This is a genomic window from Streptomyces sp. Ag109_G2-15 (assembly GCF_900215565.1).
Taxonomy (GTDB): Bacteria; Actinomycetota; Actinomycetes; order Streptomycetales; family Streptomycetaceae; genus Streptomyces; species Streptomyces diastatochromogenes.
The window spans coordinates 643,867-669,519 of record NZ_OCNI01000002.1 but is presented as its reverse complement, the minus strand read 5'-3'; the positions used below and the strand labels follow the sequence as shown (position 1 = coordinate 669,519).

Below are 25,653 nucleotides of genomic sequence, written 5' to 3'. Positions count from 1 at the left end.
GCACACCGCACCGGGAGGCCTGAACGATGGCCGAGATCCCCTTCCCGCAGGACCTGTCCGGGAGCCCCCGCTACCTGCCGATCGCCGAGCACGGACTCATCGGTGATCTGCGCAGCGTCGCCCTGGTCGGCACCAACGGCACGATCGACTGGTACTGCTCCCCGTCCTTCGACGCACCCAGCGTCTTCGCGGCCATCCTCGACGCCGAGCGCGGCGGCCGCTTCGAGCTGGCCGCCGCCGTACCGGCGCGCACCAAGCAGTTCTACTTCCCTGACACCAACGTGCTGATCACCCGGTTCTTCACCGAGGACGGCGTGGGCGAGGTCCAGGACTTCATGCCGGTCAGCGGAGAGGAGTCGCACGTGGAGGGCCGGCACCGGCTGATCCGGCGCGTGGTGTGCGTCCGCGGCACCGTGCCCTTCCGGGCCCTGATCGCCCCGCGCTTCAACTACGGCTCCGACGCGCACACCCTGCGCGTCCAGGACGGCCTGGTCCTCTTCGAGTCCCCCAAGCTGTCCCTCGCCCTCACGTCCACCGTCATCGTGGAGTGCGACGGCCGGGACGCGCGGGCCGACTTCAAGCTGAGCGAGGGCGAGACGGCGGTGTTCGCCCTGGACCAGGTCGGCGTCGAGGTGGTCCCCCGCGGCTGCGCCCACGCCGAGGCCGAGCACGAGTTCAACGCCACCGTCGCCTACTGGCGGCGCTGGCTGCACCAGTCCCGCTACCGGGGCCGCTGGCGCGAGATGGTGCACCGCTCCGCCCTCACCCTCAAGCTCCTCACCTACGCCCCCACCGGCGCCATCGTCGCCGCGCCCACCACCAGCCTGCCCGAGCAGCTCGGCGGCGAGCGCAACTGGGACTACCGCTACGTGTGGGTCCGGGACGCCGCCTTCGCCGTCTACGCGCTGCTCAGGCTCGGCTTCAGCGGCGAGGCCGCGGCCTTCATGAAGTTCCTGACCACGCACATCAGCCCCGGCTGGGGCGACGGCTCCGGCCCGCTGCAGATCATGTACGGCATCGACGGCCGTGCCGACCTGCCCGAACGCGAACTTCCCCACCTGGAGGGACACCTCGGCTCCGCCCCGGTCCGGGTCGGCAACGCCGCCGCCGACCAGCTCCAGCTGGACATCTACGGCGCCCTGATCGACTCGATCTACCTCTACGACAAGTGGGCGCAGCCCATCTCCAGCAGCCAGTGGGACGACGTGTGCCGCCTCGTCGACTGGGTGTGCGACCACTGGGACCAGCCCGACGAGGGCGTGTGGGAGACCCGCGGCGGCCGCAAGAACTTCCTGTACTCGCGGCTGATGTGCTGGGTCGCCATCGAGCGGGCCATCCGCCTCGCCACCCACCGCGGCCTGCCTGCCGACCATCGCCGCTGGCGCCAGGCCCGGGACGCGATCTACCGGCGGATCATGGACCGCGGCTGGTCGGAGCGCCGTAACGCCTTCGTGCAGTACGAGGGCGCGGACGTGCTGGACGCCTCGCTGCTGATGATGCCGCTGGCCAAGTTCATCGCGCCGACCGACCCCAAGTGGCTCTCCACCCTGGACGCCCTCACCGAGGACCTGGTCTCCGACTCCCTCGTCTACCGCTACGACCCCCAGGCCAGCCCCGACGGGCTGCGCGGCGACGAGGGCACCTTCTCCATCTGCTCCTTCTGGTACGTCGAGGCACTGGTCCGGGCCGGGCGGCTCGACGAGGCCCGGCTGGCCTTCGAGAAGATGCTCACCTACGCCAACCATCTCGGCCTGTACGCCGAGGAGATCGGCCGTACCGGCGAGCAACAGGGCAACTTCCCGCAGGCGTTCACCCATCTGTCCCTCATCAGCGCCGCGTTCAACCTGGACCGCGCCCTGGGCTGACCCGCCCTGGCGCATACAGGTTGTCACCGCCCTGTAACAGCACGCGCGGGCACCACAACTCCGTCCGCACCCCCCGTGTCGAACCCTGCGTCGGCCACAGACCAGCCGACTGACGCATCGTCAACATCCCATGGGGGAACCGGACATGAGCATCACCGCACGCACCACCCGCCGTACCGCGGGCTCCGCCGCCGTCGCCGCGGCCTCCTTCCTGCTGCTGGCCGGGGCGGGCATCCTCGCCGCGCCGTCCGCGTTCGCGGGCGTCCCCGGCGGCACCTCCGCCGCCGACCGCAACAGCGACTTCAACGGCGACGGCTACACCGACCTGCTCACCGGCGTCCCGGAGGGCACCGTCGACGGCAAGGAGGGCGCCGGATACGTCACCGTCCAGTACGGCGCCCCGAACGGAGTCGGTACCCGCACCACCGTCCCCAAGGGCCGGGTCCAGGTGATCAGCCAGTCCACCAAGGGCGTGCCCGGCACCTCCGAGGCCTGGGACGACTTCGGTCAGGCGGTGGCCACCGGCGATCTGGACGGCGACGGCTACGACGACGCGGTCGTCGGTGCGCCCGGCGAGGACGAGGGCAGCGTGGCCGACGCGGGCCGGGTGACCGTCCTGTACGGCTCCAAGGCCGGCCTCGGCGCCGAGCGCACCGCCTCCGTCACCGCCGCCAAGCCTGCCGCGGGCGCCCGGTTCGGGCTCGCGGTCGCCGCCGCGCGGTTCTCCGGGGACACCGACGCCGACCAGCTCGTCGTCGTCGACCAGAAGGTGGGCCTGCGCGTCTTCACCTACCACGCGGGCGTCCTGCGCCCGGTCGGCGCCCCGCACTCCACCGGCCACCGGCTCCAGCCCGCCTACGTGACCACCGGCGACTACGACCGCGACGGCTTCGCCGACCTCGTCGTCTCCGGTTACAGCCCCGAGGACGACTACACCAAGGGCTGGTCCGCGTACTACGCGGGCGGCGCCGAGGGCCTGACGTACCGGCGTGACCTGCACGGCGGCCTGGGCTCGGCCTCCGGCGACATCAACGGCGACGGCTACGACGACCTGGTCCTCGGCCAGCCCAGCGCCGCCGACGACGCCACCGGCGACGCGGACGCGCCCGGTGGGCTGGTCGGCGTCTACTACGGCGGCCAGGACGGCCCCGGCTCCGCACCCCAGTGGTGGTCGCAGAACTCGCCGGGCGTGCCCGGCACCGCCGAGCAGGGCGACGCCTGGGGCGCCGACCTGTCCGTCGCCGACGTGAACGGCGACGGGTACGCCGACCTGGCCGTCGGGGCGCCCGGCGAGGACGTCGGCAGCGTCGCCGACGCCGGCGCGGTGTGGCTGCTGCGCGGCTCCCGTACGGGCCTGACCGGGACCGGCGCCCAGTCCTTCGACCAGAACACCCGGGGCATCCCCGGCACGGCCGAGGCCGACGACGGCTGGGGCGCCCAGGTGCGCCTGGCGGACACCGACGGCGACGGCCGCGCCGAGCTGCTGGCGGCTGCGCCCGCCGAGAACGCGGGGGACGGGGCGGTGTGGCTCCTGCCCGCGAGCAGCCGCGGCCTGCTCGCCGACGGCTCCTGGTCCTACGGCGCGGCAGCCCTGGGCGGCCATGCCCACGCCGCCCGCTTCGGCGCGGTGATCGACGAGTAGCCTCCTGGGGGCTCCGCCCGCAGCCCCCCGCCTTCGCCCACCCACCACCCGACTCGGTGGGCTGGTGGGTTCGGGTGGGGGTTGCGGTGTCTGGTTCAGGGCAGCGGCTGCTCCGCCCAGATGATCTTGCCGTTGTGGGTGTAGCGGGTGCCCCAGCGGTCGGCTACCTGGGCCACCAGGAACAGGCCCCGGCCGCCCTCGTCGGTGGTCGCCGCGTACCGCAGATGAGGCGAGGTCGTGCTCCGGTCGGAGACCTCGCAGATCAGGGTCCGGTCGCGCAGCAGCCGTACACCGATCGGGCCGCGCCCGTAGCGGATGGCGTTGGTGACCAGCTCGCTCAGGATCAGCTCCGTCGTGAACGACAGCTCGTCCAGGCCCCATTCGGCCAGCTGCCGGGTGACCGAGGCCCGTACCTCCGAGACGGCCGCCGGATCCGACGGCACCTGCCACTCGGCGACCCGGTCGGCGCCGAGGACGCGGGTGCGGGCCACGATCAGCGCGACATCGTCGCTGGGCCGGTTCGGCAGACGGTCGAGCACCGTGCGGCAGGTGTCCTCGGGCGAGGCGCCGGGCGCGCGGCCGAGGGCGTCGCGCAGCATGTCGAGACCCTCGTCGATGTCCCGGTCCCGGTCCTCCACCAGGCCGTCGGTGTACAGGACCAGGCGGCTGCCCTCCGCGAGTTCCAGGTCGGCCGTCTCGAACGGCAGCCCGCCGAGGCCCAGCGGGGGACCGGCGGGCACCTCCGGGAACTCCACGCGCCCGTCCGGGTGCACCAGCGCGGGCGGCGGATGACCGGCCCGGGCCACCGTGCAGACCCGGGACACCGGGTCGTACACCGCGTACAGGCAGGTCGCGCCGATGACCGCGGCGGCGCCGTCGGCCGGGGTCTCGTCCTGGTCGATCCGCCCCACCAACTCGTCCAGCAGGCCGAGGAGTTCGTCGGGCGGCAGATCGAGCGCGGAGAAGTTGTGCACCGCCGTGCGCAGCCGGCCCATCGTCGCCGCCGCGTGGAGTCCGTGGCCCACGACGTCGCCCACCACCATGGCCACCCGGGTGCCGGACAGCGGCAGCACGTCGAACCAGTCGCCGCCCACTCCCGCCTGCGCCGGCAGATAGCGGTAGGCGATCTCCAGGGCGCCCTGCTCGGGCAGGGAGCGCGGCAGCAGGCTGCGCTGGAGGGTCACCGCCATGCTGTGCTCACGGGTGTACCGGCGGGCGTTGTCGATGGACACGGCGGCCCGCGCGACCAGTTCCTCGGCGAGGGCCACCTCCTCGGCGTCGAACGGCTGCGGCTTCTCCGAGCGCCAGAAGTTGGCCAGACCGAGGACCAGGGTGCCGGCCCGCAGCGGCACGGTGACCAGCGAGTGGATGCCGTAGGCCACGACCTGCTCGGTGCGCTCCAGATCCTGTGCCAGCCAGCCGGGCGCCTCGCGCAGCACCGGCTCGACCACGGACTGCCCGGTCGTCAGGCTCCGGGCCTGCGGCGAGGTCGCCACGAACCGGATGCGCTCGCCCACCGGGTACAGCGGGGCGTCCTTGCGGATGCCGCTCCAGGCCGCCCGGCGCAGCGCGGTCCCGGGCCTCGGCTCCTCCCCGCCCAGTACCGCGTCGAACAGGTCCACGGTGACGAAGTCCGCGAACCGGGGCACGGCCAGCTCCGCCAGCTCCTGCGCCGTGCGGGCCACGTCCAGGCTGGTGCCGATGCCCACACCGGCGTCGTACAGCATGTTCAGCCGCTCACGCGCCACCTCCGCGCGGCCCGACAGGGCCCGCAGCTCCGTGGAGTCGCGCAGCGTGGTGACGCTGCCGGCCGGGCCGCCGCGCAGGTCGGTGGGGCGCTGGTTGATGGCCAGCAGCCGGTCCTTGACCAGATGCACCTCGTCCGTGGCGACCCGCCCGGAGGAGAGCAGCCCGGCCGTCTCGTCGTCCAGGCCCAGTTCCAGCACATGACGCTGCTCGGCGTCCTCGGGCAGGTCCAGCAGGCGCTGTGCCTCGTCGTTGGCGAGCAGCAGCCGGCCGTCGCCGCCGACGATGAGCACGCCCTCCCGGACGGCGTGCAGCACCGCGTCGTGGTGCTCGTACATCCGCGTCATCTCGTACGGGCCGAGGCCGTGGGTCTGCCGCAGCAGCCGCCTGCTGACCAGGGCCGTGCCCGCGGTGGCCAGCCCGAGGGCCGCCGCGGCCGCCGCGAGCAGCAGGGGCAGTTGCTGGTCGGCGGCCCCGCCCACGTGCGCGGTGGTGATGCCCGACGACACCAGGCCCACCACCTTGCCGCCGGAGTCCTTCACCGGCACGACGACCTGCACCAGTTCGCCGATCGTGCCGTGGATCTCCTCGACCACCGTGCCCCCGGCCAGGGCCGGCGCTATGGTCCCGACGAACTTCTTGCCGATGCGGTCCGGCTTGGGGTGGGTGTAGCGGATGCCGTCGGTGTCCATCACGACGATGAAGTCGACGTCGGACGCCTTGCGGGCGGCCTCGGCCTTCGGCTGCAGGATGGCCGTCGGATCCGGGGTGCGCAGCGCGGCCGCCGTACCGGGTGCGTTGGCGAACGTCTCGGCGACCGCCAGGGAGCGGTTACGGGCCTCCCTGTTGCTGTCGTGCTGCACCTGCAGCACCTGCGCCACCACGGCCGACACGACCAGCAGCAGCACGATCACCACTTGGAGGAGGAACACCTGCCCGGCGACGCTGCGTCCGGTCACCGCCGACCGCAGCACCCCCGGACGGCCGCCGTTCGCGCCCGATGTGTCCTGCCGCGGGCCCTGCGGTGCGCGCGGTTGCCCGGAAGGACGGGGCGGCCGGGTCTCGGACCGGCCGGGCAGACGCACCATGTGCCCATGTCTACACTGCCCGGCCCCGCCAGGCGAGGCTGTTGCCCGAGGTGACAGCCGTCTCTTCCGGCGGCGGGCTCCGGTCACCGGCGGTGCGCGGTGCGGCGGGTGGCGAGGAGCAGCGCCACGTCGTCGGGGCGGTCGGTGGCGTGCCGGGCGGTGGCGGTGACCCGGTCGGCGACCCCGGCCAGGGACCGGCCGCCGCGCCGTCCGGCGGCCGCGCCGGCCCTCGCCAGCGCGAGGCGCAGTGCGGTGATGCCCTCGTCGATGTCGGCGCCGGGCCGCTCCACCAGGCCGTCCGTGTACAGGGCGAGGATCGCGTCCGGCTCCAACTGCAGCTCGGCCACCGGGTACTGGGCGTGCGGATCCACCCCGAGGACGACACCGCCCGGGATGTCCAGCACCCGGGTACGTCCGTCGGGGCAGCGCAGCAGCGGCGGCGGATGTCCCGCCCGGGCGGCCCGGGCCTGCCCGGTGGCCGGGTCGAGACGGACGTAGCAGCAGCTGGCGAACTGGCCCGGGTCGAGGTCGATGAGCAGGTGGTTCGTGCCGCTCAGCACCTCGTCGGGCGGCCGGTCGCCGAGCGCGAAGGCGCGTACGGCGCTGCGCAGCTGGCCCATGGTGGCCGCCGCCTGCACCCCGTGCCCCTGCACATCGCCGATGACCAGCGCCAGCCCGTCCCCGGCCTCGACGACGTCGTACCAGTCCCCGCCCACGTCCAGGCCCTGGGTGCCCGGCAGATAGCGGCCCGCCGTCTCCACCTGCGGGTGCGCCGACAGCCGCCGGGGCAGCAGGGCCTGCTGCAGACCGCGGGCGAGCGCGGCCTCGGTGTCGTAGCGCTGCGCCTTCTCCATCGCGTGCGCGATCAGCCCGGCGAGCGCGGTGAGGACCGTCTGCTCCTCCGTGCTGAAGCTGCGCGACCGGTCGAAGCCGAGGATGCAGGAGCCGACCGGCCGCCCGGAGGCGATCAGCGGCAGGAAGGCGCGAGCACCCTCCTCGGCGTCCAGGGGGATGCCCGGGTAGGAGGCCGCCAGCTGGTGCATGGACTCGAAGAAGATGGGGCGGCCGGTGGTGAGCGTCTCCACGCCGGGCACGTGCGCGTCGAGACCGATGCCGTCGAAGGGGGCGAGGAAGCCCTGCGGGAAGCCGGTCTCCCAGGCCAGGTACAGGTGCCGGTCCTGGAGCAGGTAGATGGCCAGGCGGCGGCCGCCGAACGCGGGCAGCAGTTCCTGCATCACGACCGCCGACACCTGCCGGGCGGTCACGGCGTCCGTCAGCGCGATGGCGAGGGCGATGGGCCGGTACAGCGACGTCAGCGAGTGGTCGCCGGCCACCGTGTCCTCCGGGGTGTGCGGCTCGTCCGCGTCCGGGGCGTCGAGGGCGGGCTCCGCGGCGTCCACGCGGCTGGTCGGGACGAGTGTGCAGGTGAGAATGTCGGGGCCGGGATGCACGGTGAGGGCGAGCCAGTCGCCCTCCCCGGCTGCCGCACGGCCGGCGGCCGGACGCCGGACGTGCACGTGCACCGGTTCATGGGACAGCAGCACGCTGCGCAGATGGTCGTCGTACGGCGGCCCGGTCAGCCAGGGCATCGCCTCCCACAGCGGACGGCCGAGCAGCCAGGCCCGCTCCTGGCCCGCCATGCGTGCCGCGGCCGGGTTGACGTACACGAGCAGCCCGAGCCGGTCCAGGCAGAACACCCCTTGCGGCAGCAGGTCGGCCGCGCCGTCCGCGGAGGCACCCGGGCCGGGCTCGAAGACGGTTCCGGCGACCAGGGACGCCTCGCCGGCTTCCGTCGCCGGGGACAGGTCCAGCAGCCGCGGGGTCCCTTCCCGCGACCACAGGGTCAGGGGTGCGGCCGGCGGTTTCCCGGCGCCCGCCGCGCGCAGCGCGGCCAGGATCCGGTGCGCCTCGGCCGGGGACACGGCGTCCGCGAGCGCCGGGCCGGTCCCCGCGAACTCGGCCGGGTCCAGCCCGAGCAGCGCGTACAGCCGGTCGTCCGGGTGCGCCGCCGAGGTCCGTGGATCCCAGGTGAACCGCCCCACGCGCGCCTGTGCGGGCCGGGTGGCGGGCGGTCGTACGCACAGGGGTTCCCCGTCCCAGGCGATGGTCGCCTCGTCCCCGTCGGCGAGCGCGAGCAGCTCGGCACCCAGCCCCTCGGCCAACCGCGCGAGCAGCTCCCGGTCCGGCAGCTCGTCCACGGTGTCCGACGCGGCGGGGCACAGCACGGTGAGCACCCCGAAGGGTTCGGTGCCGCCCGGCACGGGCACGTGCACAGACCCGAACGGGAAGGGCAGACCCGCCGCGAACTGGGGATACCGGCGCACCGTCTCCGTGGCGTTGGGCAGCACCACCTGGACGCCGAGCCGGTAGGCGTCGGCCACCGGGAAGGGCCGGCCGACGTGCAGCCGCCACCAGGGCCGGAACAGCGGGCCGGGCAGCCCGACGAGCACCGCGAGGCGCAGCAGCCCCGGGGTGCTGGAGCGCAGGTACACGCCCGCCACACGCGCTCCGGCGGCGCCGAGCGCGCCCGTCGAGACGTCGACCAGCAGCGCGGTCAGCCGGGCCCGCGTCCGGACCGCCGGCTCTCCGCTCCCAGCCATGGGCCCTACCTCGTCCCGTACCGCCGGGTGGATGACACAAGAATGCGCCACGTCGGTCGCGTAATGCACCTGGGCGGGAGAAGACGCCGCCTCACACCTCTGCCTCGCCCGGGTGGCGGGAACCCGTACGGGCTCCTAGTAATGGACTGGCGTGGATTCCGCGCGCCGCACGCGGGGGGCGCCGGTGCGTCCGCACCCTTCCTCTGGAGCCCAGATGACCAGCTCTTCGTGCCCCGGTCCCGACGACCTCTCCGTGATACCCGTCGCGCCGCCCGTTCCGGGCGCCATCGGGGTCGCCACACCGTCCCCCGACCCCGGAACCGGGCCCGCGGCGCCGCCGGAGCAGATCCCCGAGCCCGCGCGCGACGATGACCCCTACGGCGATCCGCTGCACGGCCTGGTCCGCGCGGCCGTGGCCGACCGCCCCCTGGAGGACGTCGTCCGGCTCATCACCCTGCTGGAACGCAGGCCCGAGCACGCCCGGACCACGGCCGAAGCGCTGCGCGCGGCGGGTATCGACCGGCCCGTGGAGGACGTCACCCGCCTGGTCTCCCTCCTCACCCGGCCGCCCCGCACCAGCGGCGGTGCCGACGAGGCGATCCGCGCCGCCGCCGAGTGCCGTCCGCTGGAGGAGGTCACCCGGCTGATGGAACTGCTGCGCCATACTCCCGTGGAGCCCCACTGCGTGCGGGCGGCGGTCGAGGCGGTGGCCGTCGGCCGCCCCGTCGAGGAACTCGCCGAGCTGATCGCCCGCCTCGCCTCCGAGGAGTCCGCGCACGAGACGGCGCTGCCCGAGCCGACGCTCCTGGAGCCCGCCGACACGCTGCTCGCCTCCGTCGTTCCGGCACCGGAGGCGGCCGCCCCGAGTCCCCAGCAGTCGGACTCGCGCAGCCCGGACATCGGATCCCCCAAGGCGCCACTGCGGCTCGCCCGCACCGCCGCCGTGCTGGTGTTCCTCTGCGGTGCGGCCCACGCGCCGCGCTACTGGTCGGACCTGTCCCAACCCGCTCTGCGGACGACCCTGGTCGCCTCGGGGCTCTGCGTCCTCCTGGCCCTCGCGCTGCCGGCCCGGACCGTACCGGCGCGGCTGGCCGCGGCGACCGTGACGCTGCTGGTCACGGCCACGCTCGCCGCGGTGCAGGTGCTCGACGGCGGCCGCTTCGGCCTCCCGGAACCGGCCTGGCTCCAGTCCGCGCTCCTGGCCCCGCCGTGGCTCGCCGGCACGGCGGCAGCGGCGGCCGCACTCGCCGCGCTTGCGGTGTTGCTCGCCACCGTCGGGATGGCGAACGCCCGCCGGGCGGAGGGGGTCGAGCCGGAGCGTCGTAGCTGCGGTGACGGGCTCGGGTAGGTTCGCGTGCAACCGGGCCGCGTGCAGGGGTGGTTCAGGACTCCGAGGGGCCGGGCGGCAGGGCGCGGCCGGCGCGGAGGCTGCGCAGGGCGAGGAGCAGGACGGCGATGTCGTCCAGGTAGACCGGGTCGGGCAGCAGGTCGGTGGGCAGCACCAGATACAGGACCGCGCCCCAGAACACCCAGCGCGGTCCCGTGGGCAGCCCGGCCCGCCGCAGGGTCCGCCGGGCGCGCACCAGCCGTACCAGCAGGGCGACGGCCACGGCGAGCAGGAGCCCCGCTACGACGGCGGCGACCACCAGCAGGGTCGTGGTGGAATCCATGCGGCCTCCTGTCCCTCCGGGCTCACGCCGGGTCGGTGATGGTGTCCGTGCCGTCGTCGCCACCGGGGGAGGCGTCCGGGCGTGAACCCTTCGTGCTGAACTTCAGCCGTTCGAAGGTCCGTGTCAACTGCTGCAGCGCGGAGGGTTGCCGGGCGCCGTCCCGCTCCTGCCGCCGGGGCAGGGCGTGCGGGGCGGGCGCGTCGCGGTAGGCGGCCAGGGCCTGGTGGGCCTGCTCGGCGGCGTCCCGGTACAGGTCCCGGGACTTCGTCATCGCCTCCAGCGCCTCGGCGTACATGGCGACCAGCCGCCGCTGGCGCTCCAGCTCCTCCTGGAGGGTCAGCAGGGTCCAGTTGTCCCGCAGGTCCGCCAGCGCCTCCGCGGCACCCTCGGGCAGGGGACGGGGCAGGGCGGCGAAGTGCCGTACGGCCGCGACGAGTTCGGCGGGCTCGGAGCCGTCCAGGAAGACGGTGCGCACGCTGTGCCCGCTGCTGTCGTAGCCCTCCGGCGCGGGGTCCGGGGGCAGCAGCACGGCGCCGCCGCGCGGCACCTGGACGCCGAGGTCCTTCAGCGCCCAGTTGACGGCGCGCAGCTGCTGCGGCGCGGCCCGGTGCTCCAGTACGCGGTGCCGCAGTCCGGGCGGCAGCAGCCGGGCCAGCGGCAGCCGGCCGCGCTCGTCCGGGGTCATCGCCTCGTGCACGACGACGTTCACGCACCAGGCTTCGCGGGCCGCGTCCCGCAGCCGGCGCCGCATCTCCTTGTCGTCCTCGGGGAGCGCGTTCACCTGCCGGAAGCGCAGGCCGGCGACGGTGGGGTGGTGGTCCCAGGCGCCGTCGGCGCCCTCCGCCGGTCCCGCCTCGGGCCAGAACAGCGTCGCAGGCGAGGGCCAGGCCTCGTCCCAGGGGCGCCCCGCCTCCGCGACGAGCGTCCACTCCTGCCCTTCCGGCCGGTCGTCACGCGGTACGAGGGTGAGCCGGGCCCGCACGGTCACCGTGCCCCCGGCCCGCCAGCGCGCCTCGAAGATCCGTGCGGGGGAGTCCTCGGGTACGGGAGGCTCGGCGAAGTCGTCGATGTCCCCGCTCTCCTTGTGCCGGCGCAACGTGCGGCGGACGACCTCCTCGGCGGAGGGACCGGTGTGGCGGCCGCGGGCCGCCCAGAGGGTCTGCGGGATGGTGGCGCGGTCGGTGGCGGAGTTCGACATGGGCCAATCTGCTGATGGGGGCAGGTGTGCCTTCCAGTATCACCGCCCGGGGACGGTACCGGTCGGCCGGGGCCCCGGGCCGGCGCGCCGCTGCGGGCTCGCGCCCCGCGCACGGGGTGTGCGCCCCGCACCCGGGGTACGCGCCGCACGCATCACGCGACCGCTGTTCACCCGTCCCCGGACCGTCGCACGGTGCCCAGAATGGTCCGTCGAACGGGGCCCGCCCTCCCATCCGCTTAGGGGCAGGCCCCGTTCGCCGTCTGCGGCACACCAGGGAGGTCTCGCCCAAGACGGCCACACCCGCTCGCTATACGTCTCGATATATATCGGCAGCCGAGATATTCTGCTTCCATGGCATCGAGGAACATGACCCGAGCGGCGTTCTTCGTCCTCACGGCGCTCGCCGATCAGCCGCGGCACGGCTACGGCATCCTGCGCGAGGTCGAGGAACTGTCCGACGGGGAGGTGCAGTTGAGGGTCGGCACCCTCTACGGGGTACTGGACCGGCTGACCGCCGACGGACTGATCGTGCTGGACCGGGAGGAGGTGCAGCAGGGCCGCCTGCGGCGCTACTACCGGCTCACCGAGGACGGAGTGGCGGCCCTCGACGCGGAGGCGGAGCGCATGGCCGCCGGCGCCGGGGCCGCCAAGCGGCGCATCGCCGAGGGCCGCCGGGCCGCCGCCCCGGCCGACACCGCCCCCCAACCCCCCACGGCACCCGGACTCGCGGGAGGCTTCGCATGACCACGCTCCTGGAATCCCGCTACCGCACCGTTCTGCGCCTGCTCCCCGCCTACTACCGGCGCGAACGGGAGGAGGAGATGGTCGAGACGTACCTGTGGGACGTCGACCCCGACACACAGGACCAGAGCCGGCCCACCCTGGGCGAGGTGGCGAGCATCGCCGCCCTCGCCGTGCGCAGCCGGCTGGGAGCGCCCGGGGCGCCGCGCCGCTACGTCCTCCTCGGCTCGACCGTCCGGCTCTTCGCGCTGTTCGCCGTGCTGCTCCAGGCGGCCGCCGCGGCCGCCGACCTGGTCCTCGAACTGGGCTGGGCCGTCGGCCGGGGCGGCCCCGGGCAGCACCTGTTCCTGTCGCAGTTCACCGACCAGGGACTGCTCACCGCGGTGGTCACCGCCGCCCAGTGGACGCTTCCGCTGCTGTGGACGGTGGCGTACTTCGCCCTCCTCCACGACCGCCGCCGCCTCGCCCGGGCGTCCGCGCTGCTCGCGGCGCTGCCCACCCTCTGGCCGCTGCTCGGCCCGCTCACGGGCGCGCTGGTCCCTGCGGACCCGACGTTCGCCACCGCCTTCGGGCTCCTGGCCTGGCTGCCCGCCCTCGCGCTCTGCGCCGCCCACCACCGGGACGCGCCCCCGGCCCGGTTGCCCGCGGGTACACCCGGGCTGGTCTTCATGAGCGCGTGTGTGGTGATGGGCGCGTCCAGCGTGGTGCTGCCCGCCGCCGCGGACCTGGCCTGGGCGCCCGCGAGCTGCTTCGTCGTGGGCGCGCTCGGCTGGCTCCTGTGGCAGGCCCGGGGCCGTGACGGTGCGACGCCCGGCGGCGCGCTCGCCCTGGCCGCCCTCGGCCTGCTGATCCTGACAGCGCGGGTCGCGGCCCTCTACCCCTGGCTGCACGTGCCCGAGGTGCCCGCCGCCTACCTCGGCGGCGGTCTCGCGCAGACGGCCGCGCTCGCCGTGCTGACCGTCGCGCTGGCGGTGGTCGGCCGCCGGGACCTGGTCGCGGCCGAGCCGGGCCTGTCGTGACCGGCGCGCCCCGGCTCAGTGCGGGAACGCCCGGGGCGCCCGCTGCCGCGGCAGCTCCTCACGGAACCCGGCGATCACCGAGCTGATCTGCCGCATCAGCATCGTGCCCGCCAACCGGTCGAGGTAGAGGTTCGCACGGGCCAGCGCGGGCAGGTCGACACAGAAGTAGAGGGACATCAGCGGGTTGACGAACAGCTCGCTGTCCCGGGTGCGCTCGGTGAACCGCACGTCGCCGAAGTCCCCGCGCACGGCGGCCGCGACCGAGCCGTGGACGATGCTGGGGTAGCTCTCGTGGGACTGCTGAGCGTGCGCCACCGCGTCGAGATAGAGGGCGCCCTCCTGGCTCTCCCGGGGGAGCGAGAACGCCCCCAGGTAGGCGCCCTCGCGGTCCAGAGCGGCCAGGTTCTCCAGGAACAGGGAGTGGTTGACGCCGTGATAGGCGTCCACCCCGAAGCCCAGGCAGGCCACCAGCCGGTGCGGGACCTCGTCGAGACCGGCGACGGCGGCCAGGCTCGCCATGTCCTCCTCCGGCGTGCCGAGCCCGTGCTCGTCCCCGCGCATGAGGATGTCGGTCCCGCCGTCCACCAGTACGACGGCGTCCACGCCGCCCAGATGGTCGAGGAGCGCCCGGTAGGCGGCGCGCAGCGGTTCGACACCCGTGCGCGGAAAGGCGTACACGGTGTCGGGCAGTCCCTGCTCGCCGAGCCACCGGGCGAGCGCGCGCTCGGGGAAGTAGTCGCCGCGCAGCTGGGTGTCGGGGCGGACGGCGGCGACGTCCTCCGCCACCCAGGAGTCCAGGCTCAGGCCGTAGAGGTCGGAGAAGGACAGGTTGGCCAGATGGACCTCCGCACCGGCCGACCGCAGGGCGAACGCCAGGGGCAGTCCGGCGTAGACGTCGAAACCGCCGCCCGCACCGGCGACGAGCACCCGGCGCGCCTCGCGCAGGCGGGTGAAGAAGAGGGGCTCACGCAGAGAGAACACCGCAGGACCCTAACAGGGGCCCTGGGAGCCTTCGTTGGAGTCGTCGGAGTCGTTCGAGTCATGGGACTCGTCGGACTCCTCGCACTCGTTCCCGAAGTCTCCCAGGGCGCTCGCGGGAATCAGGCCCCGCTCTCCCGCAGCATGTCCTCGCGCTCGACGAGCTTCACGCGCTCGCGGCCCTGCGGCTCGCCCAGTGCCCGCTCGGCGGCGTCCAGCTTGTACCAGCCGTCCCAGGTGGTGAAGCGGATCTCACGCTCGGCGAGGAAGGAGTCCACAGCCTCCGGCGCGGGGGAGTCCGGGGTGTGCAGACGGCCGTTCGCGTAGTCGTCCAGCAGGTTGGCCACGGTCTCGTTGGCGTCGCCCTTGGTGTGGCCGATCAGGCCGACCGGGCCGCGCCGGATCCAGCCGGTGACGTACGTCGACTGGAGGTGGTTGCCGCTCTCCTCGATGACCCGGCCGCCCTGGTCCGGAACAGTGCCGGACTCGATGTCCCACGGCAGCTTGGGCAGCTTGTCGGAGAGGTAGCCGACGGCGCGGTAGACCGCGGTGACGTCCCAGTCCTTGAACTCGCCGGTGCCCTTGACGTTGCCGGTGCCGTCGAGGGCGGTGCGCTCGGTGCGCAGGCCGGCCACCTTGCCGTCCTCGCCGAGGACCTCCGAGGGCGACTCGAAGAAGTGCAGGAACAGCTTGTGCGGCCGGTTGCCGACGTCCCGGATCGCCCAGTTCTCCAGGGTCTTGGCGACCATGTCGGCCTGCTTGTTGCCGCGCCGGGTCTCGATCGAGCCCGCGTCGTAGTCGATGTCCTCGGGGTCGACGATGACCTCGATGTTGGGGGAGTGGTCCAGCTCGCGCAGTTCCATCGGGCTGAACTTGGCCTGCGCCGGGCCTCGGCGGCCGAAGACGTGGATCTCCAGCGCCTTGTTCGCCTTCAGACCGTCGTAGACGTTCGGCGGTATCTCGGTCGGCAGCAGCTCGTCCGCCGTCTTGGCGAGGATCCGGGCCACGTCGAGCGCCACGTTGCCGACGCCGAGCACGGCGACCTTCTCGGCCTCCAGCGGCCAGGTGCGCGGCACGTCCGGGTGGCCGTCGTACCAGGACACGAAGTCGGCGGCGCCGTACGAGCCGTCCAGCTCGATGCCCGGGATGCGCAGCTCCCGGTCGGCCGTCGCGCCGGTGGAGAAGATCACCGCGTCGTAGAAGGAACGCAGGTCGTCCAGGCTGATGTCGTTCGGGTAGTCGACGTTGCCGAACAGGCGGATCTGCGGCTTGTCGAGCACCTGGTGCAGGGCGGTGATGATGCCCTTGATGCGCGGGTGGTCGGGCGCCACGCCGTACCGGATCAGGCCGAACGGGGCGGGCATCCGCTCGAAGAGGTCGATGGAAACGCCGGGTTCGGCGGCCACCTCGGACTTGAGCAGGGCGTCGGCGGCGTAGATCCCGGCGGGGCCGGCTCCGACGATGGCTACCCGCAGGGGGCGCGGCATGATCAGTTCCCTTCGAGCGTGATCAGTTACTCGAGTGGGAAGCCTAGACTAAGGCAGCCCTAAGTTAGTACACGGGTCCGGTCTATGACCTCATAAGTGGATCTTATGACTTGTCCAGGGGTCCCTTATGGGGTCCCTTATGGGGTCTCTTGTGAAGGGAGGGCGCGTGGGGGGACGGGGCGACGCGACGACCGTCGTGGTGACCGGCGGCAGCGGCTTCGTCGGCAGCCATCTCGTACGACGGCTGCTGGAGCGTGGCTATCGGGTCCGCACCACCGTACGCAGCACCGCGAACGCGGCGAAGGTGCGGCCGCTGTGGGAGATGCAGGAGGCGTTCCCCGGTCGACTGACGCTGTTCGAGGCGGACCTGCTGACGGAGGGCTCGTTCGACGAGGCGTTCCGCGGCTGCCCGGTCGTCTTCCACGTGGCCTCACCGTTCCTCATGCCGGAGCGGATCAGGGACGCCCGGCGGGACGTGGTGGACCCGGCGCTGCTCGGCACCCGTAACGTACTGGCGAGCATCGAGCGGACCCCGGAGGTCCGGACCCTGGTGTTCACCTCCACCGTGGGCGCGGTCTTCGGTGACTACGCGGACGTCCGGCACATGGACGGCCAGGTGCTGTCCGAGCGCTACTTCAACACCACCAGCACGGCCGGGAACAACCCTTACCACTACGCCAAGACCGTCGCGGAACGCGCCGCCTGGGACGCCGAGGCGGCACAGGACCGCTGGCGGATGGTGTCCGTCAACCCCGGCCTGATCCTGGGACCTTCCCTCACGCCCGCGTCCGAGTCCGGCAGCCTCTTCCTCCTCGACGAGCTGTTCAAGGGCTACTTCTGCTACGGCGCCCCCGACTTCAGCTTCACCACGGCCGACGTACGGGACGTGGCCGACGCGCACATCGCGGCCGCCGAGAATCCCGGCGCCAAGGGCCGCTACATCGTGGCGGCCGAGACGATGACGTCGTTCCACCAGATGGCACGCATCATCCGCACCCGCCACCCCTACGACCCACGCCTGCCGCGCACCGCGCTCCCGCACTGGCCGGTACGCATCCTGGGCCCCGCCTTCGGCCTCACGCAGGACTACATCGGCAAGCACCTCGGAATCCGCTTCCGTGTCGACAACCGCCGCGGCATCGACGAACTGGGCCTCGCCTACCGGCCGGTTTCGGAGACCCTGCTGGACCACTACGAAAGCTGGCGCGCGCGACGCCGCAACCAGGGGTGAGGCGGGCGCGTGGCCGGCCGCGTCAGGCCGGCCGGATCACCCGGTGGATCGCCGCCTCCCCGGCGCCGTAGATCGACTCCTCGCGGATGGACGATCCCGGGCCCGGCGCATGGATCATCATGCCGTTGCCGACGTGCAGGCCCACATGCCGGTCGTCGTCGAAGAAGAGGACGAGGTCACCGGGTTCGAGACCGGCGAGCGTGACCGGCGTCCCGCCGAGTGCCTGCTGGTGCGCGGCCCGCGGCAGCGTGACCCCGGCCGCCCTCCACGCCGCCTGGGTGAGGCTGGAGCAGTCGTACGAGTCCGGCCCGGTCGCACCCCACACACACGGCTTCCCGATCTGCGCCCGAGCGAAGGCGATGGCCTTCTCGGCGCGCAGGGCGCGGGACGACTCCGGGGTGGGGGCGGGGGGCGGGGTGACGGTTGCGTACGAGCCCGAGTCGGTCGTGAGGGCGGCGGCGATGGGCGCGGCGAAGGCGCCGGTGTCGGTTGGGAGGGGGTGGGCGCGGGTGCGGCTGGGGGTGGGGTGAAGGTGCCGGTGTTGGCGGTGAGCTGCGCGGCGAAAGAGCCCGTGTCGGTTGGGAGGGGTGTGGCGAAGGACCCGGTGTTGGCGGTGCCGGGGGCTGCGAAGGCGCCGGTGTCGGTCGCGAGGGGTGCGGCTGCGGCTGGAGGCGGGGTGAAGGTGCCGGTGTTGGCAATGACAGGTGCGGCGAACGACCCGGTATCGACGGTGAGCGGTGCGGCGAAGGCCCCGGTGTCGGTCGGGAGCGGTGCGGCGAAGGCCCCGGTGTCGGTCGGGAGCGGTGCGGCGAAGGCCCCGGTGTCGGTCGGGAGTGGCGCGGCGAAGGCCCCGGTGTCGGTCGGGAGCGGTGCGGCGAAGGCCCCGGTATCGACGGTGAGCGGCGCGGCGAAGGACCCCGTGTCGGTCGGAAGGGCCGCAGTCAGGGGTGCGGCAAAGGAGCCCGTGTCCGACAGGGCGGCCGTGGCGGCGGGAGGGTTGTAGGGCTCGGTGCCCGTGGGAAGTGCGGCGGCGCCGAGCGATGCGGCTGCCTCCTGCGCCGGGAACACGCCGGGTGCCGCCCACTGCGGTGCGCGCCACTGGTCCTCGGTCGGCCGTGGTGCCTGCCCCGCCACGGTACTCAGGGCGTCCGGCGCGGGAGTGGCCCAAAGCGCGGCGCGCAGGGCGGTGCCGCGGGACAACAGGTCCCGGGCCGCGGCGAGTTTGCGGCGGTTCTCCGCCTTGGACGCCGCCGGGGCGGGCCGCCGGGACCCGGTGGCGGGGGCGGGCAGCGCCCGGGGTTCCTGCGGCGGTGCCGCCGGGGCGGCGGGCAGAGCGGCGACGGGGAGGGCAGCCGTCTGCGCGGAGGCCCGGCCCGCCGGTTCCAGCATGGCCGGGCTCGGCAGCTCGGCCGCGGCTCGGCCGGGCAGCTCCAGCGCGGTGCGGTCGGCCTGAACTGTCATGACCCGGCTGGTCAGTTCGGGGAGGGACCGAGCGGTCAGCTCGGCGGCGGCACCACTCGGCAGCTCCGGCAGCGCACGGGCACCCGTCCGCCCCGAAGGCCCGGCGGGCAACTCAGGCAGACCGCGTCCCGGCGTCTCCCGGTCGCCACCGGGGCGACCGCCGTCCGCCCGGTCCACGGAGCGGGCCGGGGCCGTCGGCCGGTCGGGCATCCGGTCCGCCGGCAGGGCCGCGGGTACGGAGGGGCCGAGCCTGGCGCGCGCCGCGTCGAACCACTGCCGGGCCACCTCGTCGAGGGCCGGATCCGAGCGCCGGTTCGGCCGCTTGGCCAGCGGAACACCACGGGACCGCGTCGCCCCGGCCATGGCCCGCGTCGCGTTGAAGTTCCCCGTCGCGTCCTCGGCCTGGTTGTAGAGGGAGTTGATCCGCTGCCGAACCTCGTCGCGGCTGTCCGACGCCATGAAGGGGCGCACTCCTTCCGTCCTCCGCCTACCGAGTCAGCTGTCGGGTTCGGGCGGTCGGTTCCGGAAGGCGTGCCCGACGGCCGTCGCCCTGAAGGGCGTTGGCCGATTCACCCCGAAGTCGGTCGGGTCCCCGGCTCCAGCCGCACCCCAGGGTGCGCCGGATTCGGCGGAGGCCACGCGGCCCGGCGTGGTTCGCCAGGGGGAGCCGTGCGGCCTGGTCGTCAACCTAGCCAATTTGTGTGGCGCGTGTGAAGGTTGAAGTGCGTAATGTCCGATACATATATGTGATGTTCGTCTTGCTATTCGAGACGAGCCGCCTTCCGGGAGCCCTGTGTGGGGGGGGGCGGGGCGCAAGCCCGGTGCGACAGGGCGCGAGCTCGGTGCCTATGAGATTCTGATGAATTCACGGGACGCCTGAACACTCGGGCGCTCGGATCCGTATGGGGCGGGGGATTTCCATGCCGAGCCGCCCGACACACACAGAGGTACTTCCGTGGGACGCAACACGCGCAGACGCCCGACCCGTGCTCGACGCGCGACCTTCGCCGCGGTCGCCCTGATCCTGGGCGGAGGCGGTCTCGTCGCGGCGAACGTCTACGCCTCGGCCGCCGACGGCACATGGGGCGGGGACAGCGGCCCCGACGCGACCGGACAGGTCAGGTCCGCGGGCATGGCCACGATCGACTGCCCGGACGTCGGCAGCCGGCTGACGGCGGTGCCGGACGGGGCCCGCGCGGACGTCGACCGCGAACTCGCCCAGCTGGACCAGCAGATCGCGGCCGCCTACCAGCAACTCCAGGCGTCGGCCGAGTCCGTCCGCCAGGACCCCACGGCCGCCGACGGCCCCATCATGAACCCGCTGAAGGAGCAGCGGTCGGCCACCATCGAACGGATCGCGGTCGCCATCGACCAGGTGGGGGACCGGCCGGAAGGACTGGAATCCCTGGCCGCCTGCACCCTGCGCCCCGCCCAGGACGACACGGGCGGCGACACCGGCAGCGCCGGCCAGAGCAGCGCACCCCCGGCCGACGGAGCCCAACAGGGCGCCGGCCAGGGCCAGAACGGCGCAGGCCAGGCCGGCAACGGCCCCGTCGCCTCCGACTACGCGGACATCACCGCCGTACAGCCCAACGTGCCGAACCCGCCCCAGCAGGCCGACGCCTCGCGCGGCACCTTCACCTCCGAGTGCGGTGTCAACGCCAACGGCCTGTTCAACTCGGACAACGTGATCGTCGCCCCCGGCGTCTCCAACGGCGCCCACCACTTCCACGACTACATCGGCAACCAGTCCAACAACGCCTTCGCCAGCGACGACGACCTGGCCGACGCCAAGACCAGCTGCGTGGACCAGGGCGACAAGTCCACGTACTACTGGCCGGTGCTGCGGCTGCAGAACGGCAAGCAGGAACGGGACGCGGGTGCCCCGGGCGGCGGCACCGAGGGCAACGCGGGCCAGATCGTCACGGCCAAGCAGGTCACGCTGACGTTCGTGGGCAACCCGCGCGGCAAGGTCACCGCGATGCCCCGCCTGCTGCGCATCATCACCGGCGACGCCAAGGCCTTCGTCAACGGCCCCACCAACGCCAACGCCTCCTGGAGCTGCACCGGTTTCGAGGACCGGCAGCTGAAGGACAAGTACCCGCTGTGTCCGTCCGGTAGCGACGTGGTGCGCACCTTCCGCTTCCAGAGCTGCTGGGACGGCCGCAACATCGACAGCGCCAACCACCGCACCCATGTGGCCTTCGCCGGCCCCGACGGCTCCTGCCCCGAGGGCTTCCAGGCGATCCCGCAGCTGGTCCAGCGCATCGTCTACGACGTCGCCGCGCCAAGCCTGAACGACGGCGGCCGAACCGTGCCGCTGTTCGCGGTGGACTCCTTCCCCGAGCAGTTGCACAAGCCGGTCACCGACCACGGCGACTTCATCAACGTCTTTGACGAGGACCTGATGCGCGAGATGGTCGACTGCATCAACTCCGGCCGGACCTGCGGACCCCGCGGCGGTGACGACTCCGGAGCCACCACGGCCCCGAGCCCGAGCGACGACACCGGTGCGACGGACGCCCCGGGCACGGGCACCGGCGGCGCCACGGCCGACCCCGCCACGAGCGCCCCGGCCGAGCCTGCCCCGGCTTCCTCCGACTCGACGCAGGAGCCCAGGACCTACACGACGACCTCGCCGGCGGACACCACCAAGCACGACAAGCCCGCCAAGCACGACAGTCGGTCCACCAAGCAGGACGGCCGGACCAAGCAGGACAGCGAGGGCAAGCAGACCGCTCCCGCGAAGGCCGACAAGGCCGCCTCGACCGCACCGTCCGACTCGGGCGCCGGCGAGGTCGGCCAGGCCACCCAGACCCCTGCCGGCGGTCAGGCCGCCCAGTCCCCGGCCGCACAGGCGCAGCCCCCCGCCGCACAGACCGAACCCCAGGCCGTCCAGGGTGGCCTCGCCGAGACCGGAGCGCACCTGTGGCCCGCGGCCATCGGTACGCTGCTCGCCCTGTCCGGCCTCATCATGCTGATCCGGGCCAAGCGCCTGCGGTACTGACGGCACGTCACGGAACGACGGAACGGCGGCCCCACCCTCCAGCGGTGCGGCCGCCGTTCCGTCGTCCGGAGCCCGCCCGCTACTTGTGGGAGCGCTCCCATGCACCCGAAGATGTCCGCATGCCACCACATGAAGAGGTCCGCACGCCGCCAACGGACCCCCGCCCCGCCATCCGCGCCTACCACCCCACCGACCGCGACGCCGTCGCCGACATCTGCGTCCGCACCGCGCTCAACGGCGGCGACTCCCGCGCCCTGTGTCCGGACCTGCGCCTGATGCCGTCGATCTTCGCCGAACCCTACTGCCGCTTCGACCCGGAGCTGGCCTTCGTCCTGGACGACGGCGCAGGCCGGGCGGTGGGGTACGTCGTCGGCACGGCGGACACCGAGCGGTTCGTCAAGGACTTCCGGCGGACCTGGATCCCCCGGCTGGCCGACCGCTACCCGGAACCCACCGCGCCGCCCCGCACGTTCAGCGAGGAGATGATCGGCCTCCTGCACCGCCCGGAGCGCATGCTCGTACCCGAACTCGCCGCCTACCCGGCCCACCTGCACATCGACCTGCTGCCGTCCTGGCAAGGGCGCGGCTACGGCCGCCGGTTGATGCACACACTGCTGAACGCCCTGCACGCACAGGGCGTTCCGGCCGTCCACCTCGGCATGGTCACCGTCAACACGGCCGCCCGCGCGTTCTACGACCGGCTCGGCTTCCACGAGATCCCGGTCGCGGACCCCGGCCCGCTCACGTATCTGGGCCGGGCCACGACCACGGACTGAGCACCCGCCCGGAGGTGCCTGTCAGAGGACGCGCAGGGTCTGCTTGGCGAGTTCGTACGCGGGCAGCATGGCGTTGTGCTCCTCGGTGTCCATCCCGCCGAGGTGCAGCACGACCGGGCCGTCGGGCGTGGAGACCGCAAGCGCGCTCTCCTTCTTCGTCTCCTCCAGGAGCTTGCTCGTGTAGAGGTACTCCACCTCCACACCGGACAGGCCGGTGGCCGTCCTGAAGGAGCGGTACTTCTCCTTGCTGGTGTTGTCCTCGGCGGCGACGAACTGCCGCAGGACCGTGCGCGCGTCGGCGTCGCCCGGCTCGCCGGTCCACACCCGCAGGAAGCCGATCTTGCCGGCGGGCTTGGCGTCGATCTCACAGGCGGTGGTGACCGGGCCCTGCCGGAGGAGGGAGTCGGCGACTGCTCCGCTCAGGTCGCCGTCCGACCCCTTCGACGCCTTCGACAGCTCCTTCTCGGCGTCGATCCCCTTGGCCTTCCAGCGCTTGGCGATGTCGAAGCTGACGGGCAGTTCGCAGGCCGACCGCGCGGCGCCGACGGTGCCGCCGCGCGCCGCGACCGCACTGTTCGCTCCCGCGCTCTCGGCGGCCGACGGGCTCCCCGACGCCTTCGCGTCCCCGTCCGGCGACTGCGAGCAGCCTGCCAGTACCGCCGCCAGCACCACCGCCTGGACCACCCGGCCTCGCACGGACCCCACTCTGACCTGCACTGTCGTCTCCCCTCCTGTTCAGCGCGGCCACTGTAACCGAGGGCACCGACAGCGCCGTACGCAATAAAGAGGCTCAGTAAGGGGGCTCAGTCCCCGTCCCGCCGGCAGTACAGGAACAGATTCGGCTCGGGTACGGCGTCGGGGTGCGCCGGGGAGAACAGGGCGTGCTCCTCGGACAGGACCGTCAGGCCCGCACCGGTCACCAGCTGCGTGAAGTCCCCGGCGGCGAAGCTCGTCACCCGTACCGGCTGCCCCATGAACACCCCCTCGACGTCCTCCATGTCGAGTGGCACGGTGGCCAGCACCGCGAGCCCGCCGGGCCGCAGCGCCCGCGCCATGCGACCCACGACGGCCGACTGCTCGGCACGGGACATCTGCAGCAGCGAGAAGTACCCGCACACCGCGTCGAACGAGCCCTCGGCGAGCGGCAGTTCACGGATGTCGGCGAGCCGGAACTCGGCCTCGGGCACCTGTCGGGCGGCGATGTCGACCATCACCGGGGAGACGTCGACGCCCAGCACGCTGTGCCCCGCCTCCGCGAGGGTCTGCGCGGTCGGCCGTCCCGTCCCGCTGCCCACGTCCAGTACCCGGCTGCCCGGCTCCAGCCGGTCCAGCAGCCACCGGAGCGAGGCCCGGTGCGCCTCGGACGACGCGAACGCCTTCTCGTAGTCGAGACCCAGCGCGTCGAACACCACGGCGGCCGGTGCCCGCTGCTCGTCCTCGCCCAAGACGACTCCTCCCGTGTCGCGTCCAGGTACCCGGCATCGTCGCACCTCCGGCCCGGGGCTCACCATGCCGCGCGCCGGACGCCGTTTGCGGGCCGTGGCACCGGCAGGGCAGGGTTCGGGACGTGCCTACCTTGCTGATCGTGCATCACACCCCCTCGCCCAACTGCCAGGCCATGTTCGAGGCCGTCGTCTCCGGCGCGACCACACCGGAGATCGAGGGCGTCCGTGTCGTGCGGCGGGCCGCCCTGTCCGCCACCGCCTCCGACGTCCTGGCGGCCGACGGCTATCTCCTCGGCACCCCGGCGAACCTCGGCTACATGTCCGGCGCCCTCAAGCACTTCTTCGACCAGGTCTACTACCCCTGCCTGGACGAGACCCGGGGCCGGCCCTTCGGCTACTACGTCCACGGCGGCAGCGACGTCACGGGCGCCGTCCGCGCCATCGAGGCCCTCACCACCGGCCTCGGCTGGCGCCGCGCCGCAGACGCGGTGACCGTCACCGGCGAACCCGGCAAGGCCGATGTGCAGGCCTGCTGGGAGCTGGGCGCCACGGTCGCGGCCGGACTCATGACCGAGGCCTGAACGGCCGGCCCGCCACCGGAGCGATCTTCATGTGGGCCCCCTCCAGGAGCAGCCGGGAGGCCATGCGCCGCTCGTCCGGCCAGCGCACGTCGTACGCCCAGCCCCACCGCTCGAACCGGGCGATCAGCCAGGCCGTGAGGTCCGGCTGCCCCTTCAGCCCGCCGTGCCGGGCGCTGTTGGGGTCGGCATGGTGAAGGTTGTGCCAGCCCTCGCCGAAGGTCAGCAGCGCCACCCAGTGCACGTCCCGGGACTGGTCGCGGGTGGCGTAGTGCTGCGGACCGAAGACGTGCGCGATCGAGTTGACGGACCAGGTCACATGGTGGACCACCGCGTACCGGACCAGGCTCGCCCAGAAGAAGGTGACCGCCGCCGCCCGCCAGTCTCGGGTCCAGACCAGGACCAGCGCCGGGGGCAGGGCCAGGGAGACGGCGATGGTCGCCCCGTAGCAGCGGTCCAGGAGGCGCACATCCGGATCGGCGAGCAGATCGGGGGCGTAGCGCGGGTAGTTGGAGCGGACCGTGGAGGAGGAGAACCAGCCGACCTGGGCATGCCAGAGCCCCTTGAACAGGGCCCGGCGGGTGGTGCCGTACTTCCACGGCGAGTGCGGATCGCCGTCCCGGTCGGCGTACTGGTGGTGGCGCCGGTGCTCGGCCACCCACAGGGTGACCGGCCCCTCCATGGCCAGCCCGCCCGCGAACCCGAGGGCGATCCGCAGCGGCCGTTTCGCCTTGAACGACAGGTGGGTGAAGTGCCGATGGTAGCCGGCGGTGATGCCCATGATGGACAACGCGTACATGCCGACGCCGAGGAGCACGTCGTACCAGCGCGGCCCCCAGCCCTCGACGAGAGCGACGGGCAGTGCCGCGGCCAGTACGACCAGGGGTGCCGCGACGATCAGGAGCAGGGAACCGGTGCGCGTCGCACGGCTGACCGGGACGGTGTCGGGGAGCGGGGCCCGTAGGCCGTTCGGGTGTTCGGCGGCGGCGCTCACGGCGCACCTCCCGCGAGGAGGAGCGGGCAAGTGGAGGGGGTCATGTGCGGCGATTATGCGGGAGCCGCATCCGGCCCCGGCCCAGGCGCGCACGGGGATACGGGACCGGCGCACATCCTCTACCTGG

Annotated in this window: 20 protein-coding genes, 1 pseudogene and 1 riboswitch; of the genes and pseudogenes, 11 read left to right on the top strand and 10 right to left on the bottom strand. The window is 73.3% G+C overall.

Features of this window, described 5'->3' with window-relative positions; all coding sequences use genetic code 11:
• Positions 1-26 precede the first annotated feature (26 nt).
• Both CRP49_RS39510 and CRP49_RS39505 read left to right on the top strand, forming a co-directional pair.
• Positions 27-1,865, top strand: a complete 1,839-nt coding sequence (locus tag CRP49_RS39510; RefSeq protein WP_097258204.1) for a glycoside hydrolase family 15 protein — start codon at positions 27-29, stop codon at positions 1,863-1,865.
• A 145-nt stretch (positions 1,866-2,010) separates the two neighbouring features.
• A complete protein-coding gene (locus CRP49_RS39505) occupies positions 2,011-3,507 on the top strand; it encodes an FG-GAP repeat protein (RefSeq protein ID WP_097258203.1) in 1,497 nt (498 codons plus the stop codon).
• 95 nt (positions 3,508-3,602) lie between these two features.
• On the opposite strand, the gene CRP49_RS39500 is transcribed toward CRP49_RS39505, so the two are convergent.
• The gene (locus CRP49_RS39500; protein ID WP_097258202.1) at positions 3,603-6,341 is read right to left on the bottom strand and encodes a SpoIIE family protein phosphatase/ATP-binding protein; all 2,739 of its coding nucleotides are present in this window, start codon (positions 6,339-6,341) and stop codon (positions 3,603-3,605) included.
• An 83-nt stretch (positions 6,342-6,424) separates the two neighbouring features.
• Positions 6,425-8,941, bottom strand: coding sequence for a PP2C family protein-serine/threonine phosphatase (locus CRP49_RS39495; protein WP_097258201.1), 2,517 nt, complete (start codon positions 8,939-8,941; stop codon positions 6,425-6,427).
• A 214-nt stretch (positions 8,942-9,155) separates the two neighbouring features.
• Here CRP49_RS39495 and CRP49_RS39490 point away from each other — a divergent pair, with 214 nt between their 5' ends.
• Positions 9,156-10,289 carry a hypothetical protein gene (locus CRP49_RS39490; RefSeq protein ID WP_257033792.1) on the top strand — a complete coding sequence of 378 codons (1,134 nt, stop codon included), beginning with the start codon at positions 9,156-9,158 and terminating at the stop codon, positions 10,287-10,289.
• Positions 10,290-10,323: 34 nt separating this feature from the next.
• On the opposite strand, the gene CRP49_RS39485 is transcribed toward CRP49_RS39490, so the two are convergent.
• Both CRP49_RS39485 and CRP49_RS39480 read right to left on the bottom strand, forming a co-directional pair.
• Positions 10,324-10,611 carry a DUF1232 domain-containing protein gene (locus CRP49_RS39485; protein WP_097258200.1) on the bottom strand — a complete coding sequence of 96 codons (288 nt, stop codon included), beginning with the start codon at positions 10,609-10,611 and terminating at the stop codon, positions 10,324-10,326.
• Positions 10,612-10,633: 22 nt separating this feature from the next.
• Positions 10,634-11,809: a hypothetical protein gene (locus tag CRP49_RS39480; protein ID WP_097258199.1), complete on the bottom strand. Its 1,176-nt coding sequence runs from the start codon at positions 11,807-11,809 to the stop codon at positions 10,634-10,636.
• Between the two features lie 366 nt (positions 11,810-12,175).
• Between CRP49_RS39480 and CRP49_RS39475 the strand changes: the two genes are divergently transcribed.
• Entirely contained in the window at positions 12,176-12,553 is a 378-nt protein-coding gene (locus tag CRP49_RS39475) for a PadR family transcriptional regulator (RefSeq protein WP_097258198.1), read from the top strand.
• Entirely contained in the window at positions 12,550-13,569 is a 1,020-nt protein-coding gene (locus CRP49_RS39470) for a hypothetical protein (protein WP_097258197.1), read from the top strand. The genes CRP49_RS39475 and CRP49_RS39470 overlap by 4 nt, the downstream gene beginning before the upstream one ends.
• A 15-nt stretch (positions 13,570-13,584) precedes the next feature.
• On the opposite strand, the gene CRP49_RS39465 is transcribed toward CRP49_RS39470, so the two are convergent.
• Entirely contained in the window at positions 13,585-14,550 is a 966-nt protein-coding gene (locus tag CRP49_RS39465) for a DUF1152 domain-containing protein (protein WP_097258196.1), read from the bottom strand.
• Between the two features lie 119 nt (positions 14,551-14,669).
• Positions 14,670-16,034: an FAD-dependent oxidoreductase gene (locus tag CRP49_RS39460; RefSeq protein WP_097258195.1), complete on the bottom strand. Its 1,365-nt coding sequence runs from the start codon at positions 16,032-16,034 to the stop codon at positions 14,670-14,672.
• 166 nt (positions 16,035-16,200) lie between these two features.
• Here CRP49_RS39460 and CRP49_RS39455 point away from each other — a divergent pair, with 166 nt between their 5' ends.
• A complete protein-coding gene (locus CRP49_RS39455; protein WP_257033791.1) occupies positions 16,201-17,265 on the top strand; it encodes an NAD-dependent epimerase/dehydratase family protein in 1,065 nt (354 codons plus the stop codon).
• A 22-nt stretch (positions 17,266-17,287) separates the two neighbouring features.
• Here CRP49_RS39455 and CRP49_RS39450 read toward each other — a convergent pair.
• Positions 17,288-17,725, bottom strand: a pseudogene (locus CRP49_RS39450) (C40 family peptidase); the annotation flags it as partial.
• A 66-nt stretch (positions 17,726-17,791) separates the two neighbouring features.
• Here CRP49_RS39450 and CRP49_RS47300 point away from each other — a divergent pair.
• From CRP49_RS47300 to CRP49_RS39440, 4 genes are all read left to right on the top strand, one after another.
• The gene (locus CRP49_RS47300) at positions 17,792-18,268 is read left to right on the top strand and encodes a hypothetical protein (protein ID WP_143690612.1); all 477 of its coding nucleotides are present in this window, start codon (positions 17,792-17,794) and stop codon (positions 18,266-18,268) included.
• 237 nt (positions 18,269-18,505) lie between these two features.
• The gene (locus CRP49_RS46635) at positions 18,506-18,718 is read left to right on the top strand and encodes a hypothetical protein (RefSeq protein ID WP_143670093.1); all 213 of its coding nucleotides are present in this window, start codon (positions 18,506-18,508) and stop codon (positions 18,716-18,718) included.
• Positions 18,719-19,194: 476 nt separating this feature from the next.
• A riboswitch (cyclic di-AMP (ydaO/yuaA leader) is annotated at positions 19,195-19,367 on the bottom strand.
• 314 nt (positions 19,368-19,681) lie between these two features.
• On the top strand, positions 19,682-21,733 hold the full coding sequence (locus CRP49_RS39445) for a DUF1996 domain-containing protein (RefSeq protein WP_257033790.1): 2,052 nt from the start codon (positions 19,682-19,684) through the stop codon (positions 21,731-21,733).
• A 119-nt stretch (positions 21,734-21,852) separates the two neighbouring features.
• Positions 21,853-22,509: a GNAT family N-acetyltransferase gene (locus CRP49_RS39440; RefSeq protein ID WP_097258193.1), complete on the top strand. Its 657-nt coding sequence runs from the start codon at positions 21,853-21,855 to the stop codon at positions 22,507-22,509.
• A 21-nt stretch (positions 22,510-22,530) separates the two neighbouring features.
• Here CRP49_RS39440 and CRP49_RS39435 read toward each other — a convergent pair whose 3' ends face one another.
• Positions 22,531-23,226, bottom strand: coding sequence for a lipoprotein (locus CRP49_RS39435; protein ID WP_097258192.1), 696 nt, complete (start codon positions 23,224-23,226; stop codon positions 22,531-22,533).
• Positions 23,227-23,312: 86 nt separating this feature from the next.
• Positions 23,313-23,954 (bottom strand): bifunctional 2-polyprenyl-6-hydroxyphenol methylase/3-demethylubiquinol 3-O-methyltransferase UbiG, encoded by a 642-nt coding sequence (locus CRP49_RS39430; protein ID WP_257033789.1) that lies wholly within the window; start codon positions 23,952-23,954, stop codon positions 23,313-23,315.
• Positions 23,955-24,076: 122 nt separating this feature from the next.
• Here CRP49_RS39430 and CRP49_RS39425 point away from each other — a divergent pair, with 122 nt between their 5' ends.
• The gene (locus tag CRP49_RS39425; protein WP_097258190.1) at positions 24,077-24,535 is read left to right on the top strand and encodes a flavodoxin family protein; all 459 of its coding nucleotides are present in this window, start codon (positions 24,077-24,079) and stop codon (positions 24,533-24,535) included.
• Here CRP49_RS39425 and CRP49_RS39420 read toward each other — a convergent pair.
• The gene (locus CRP49_RS39420) at positions 24,519-25,526 is read right to left on the bottom strand and encodes an acyl-CoA desaturase (protein ID WP_218893018.1); all 1,008 of its coding nucleotides are present in this window, start codon (positions 25,524-25,526) and stop codon (positions 24,519-24,521) included. The two genes, CRP49_RS39425 and CRP49_RS39420, sit on opposite strands and share 17 nt — an antisense overlap.
• Between the last annotated feature and the right edge of the window lie 127 nt (positions 25,527-25,653).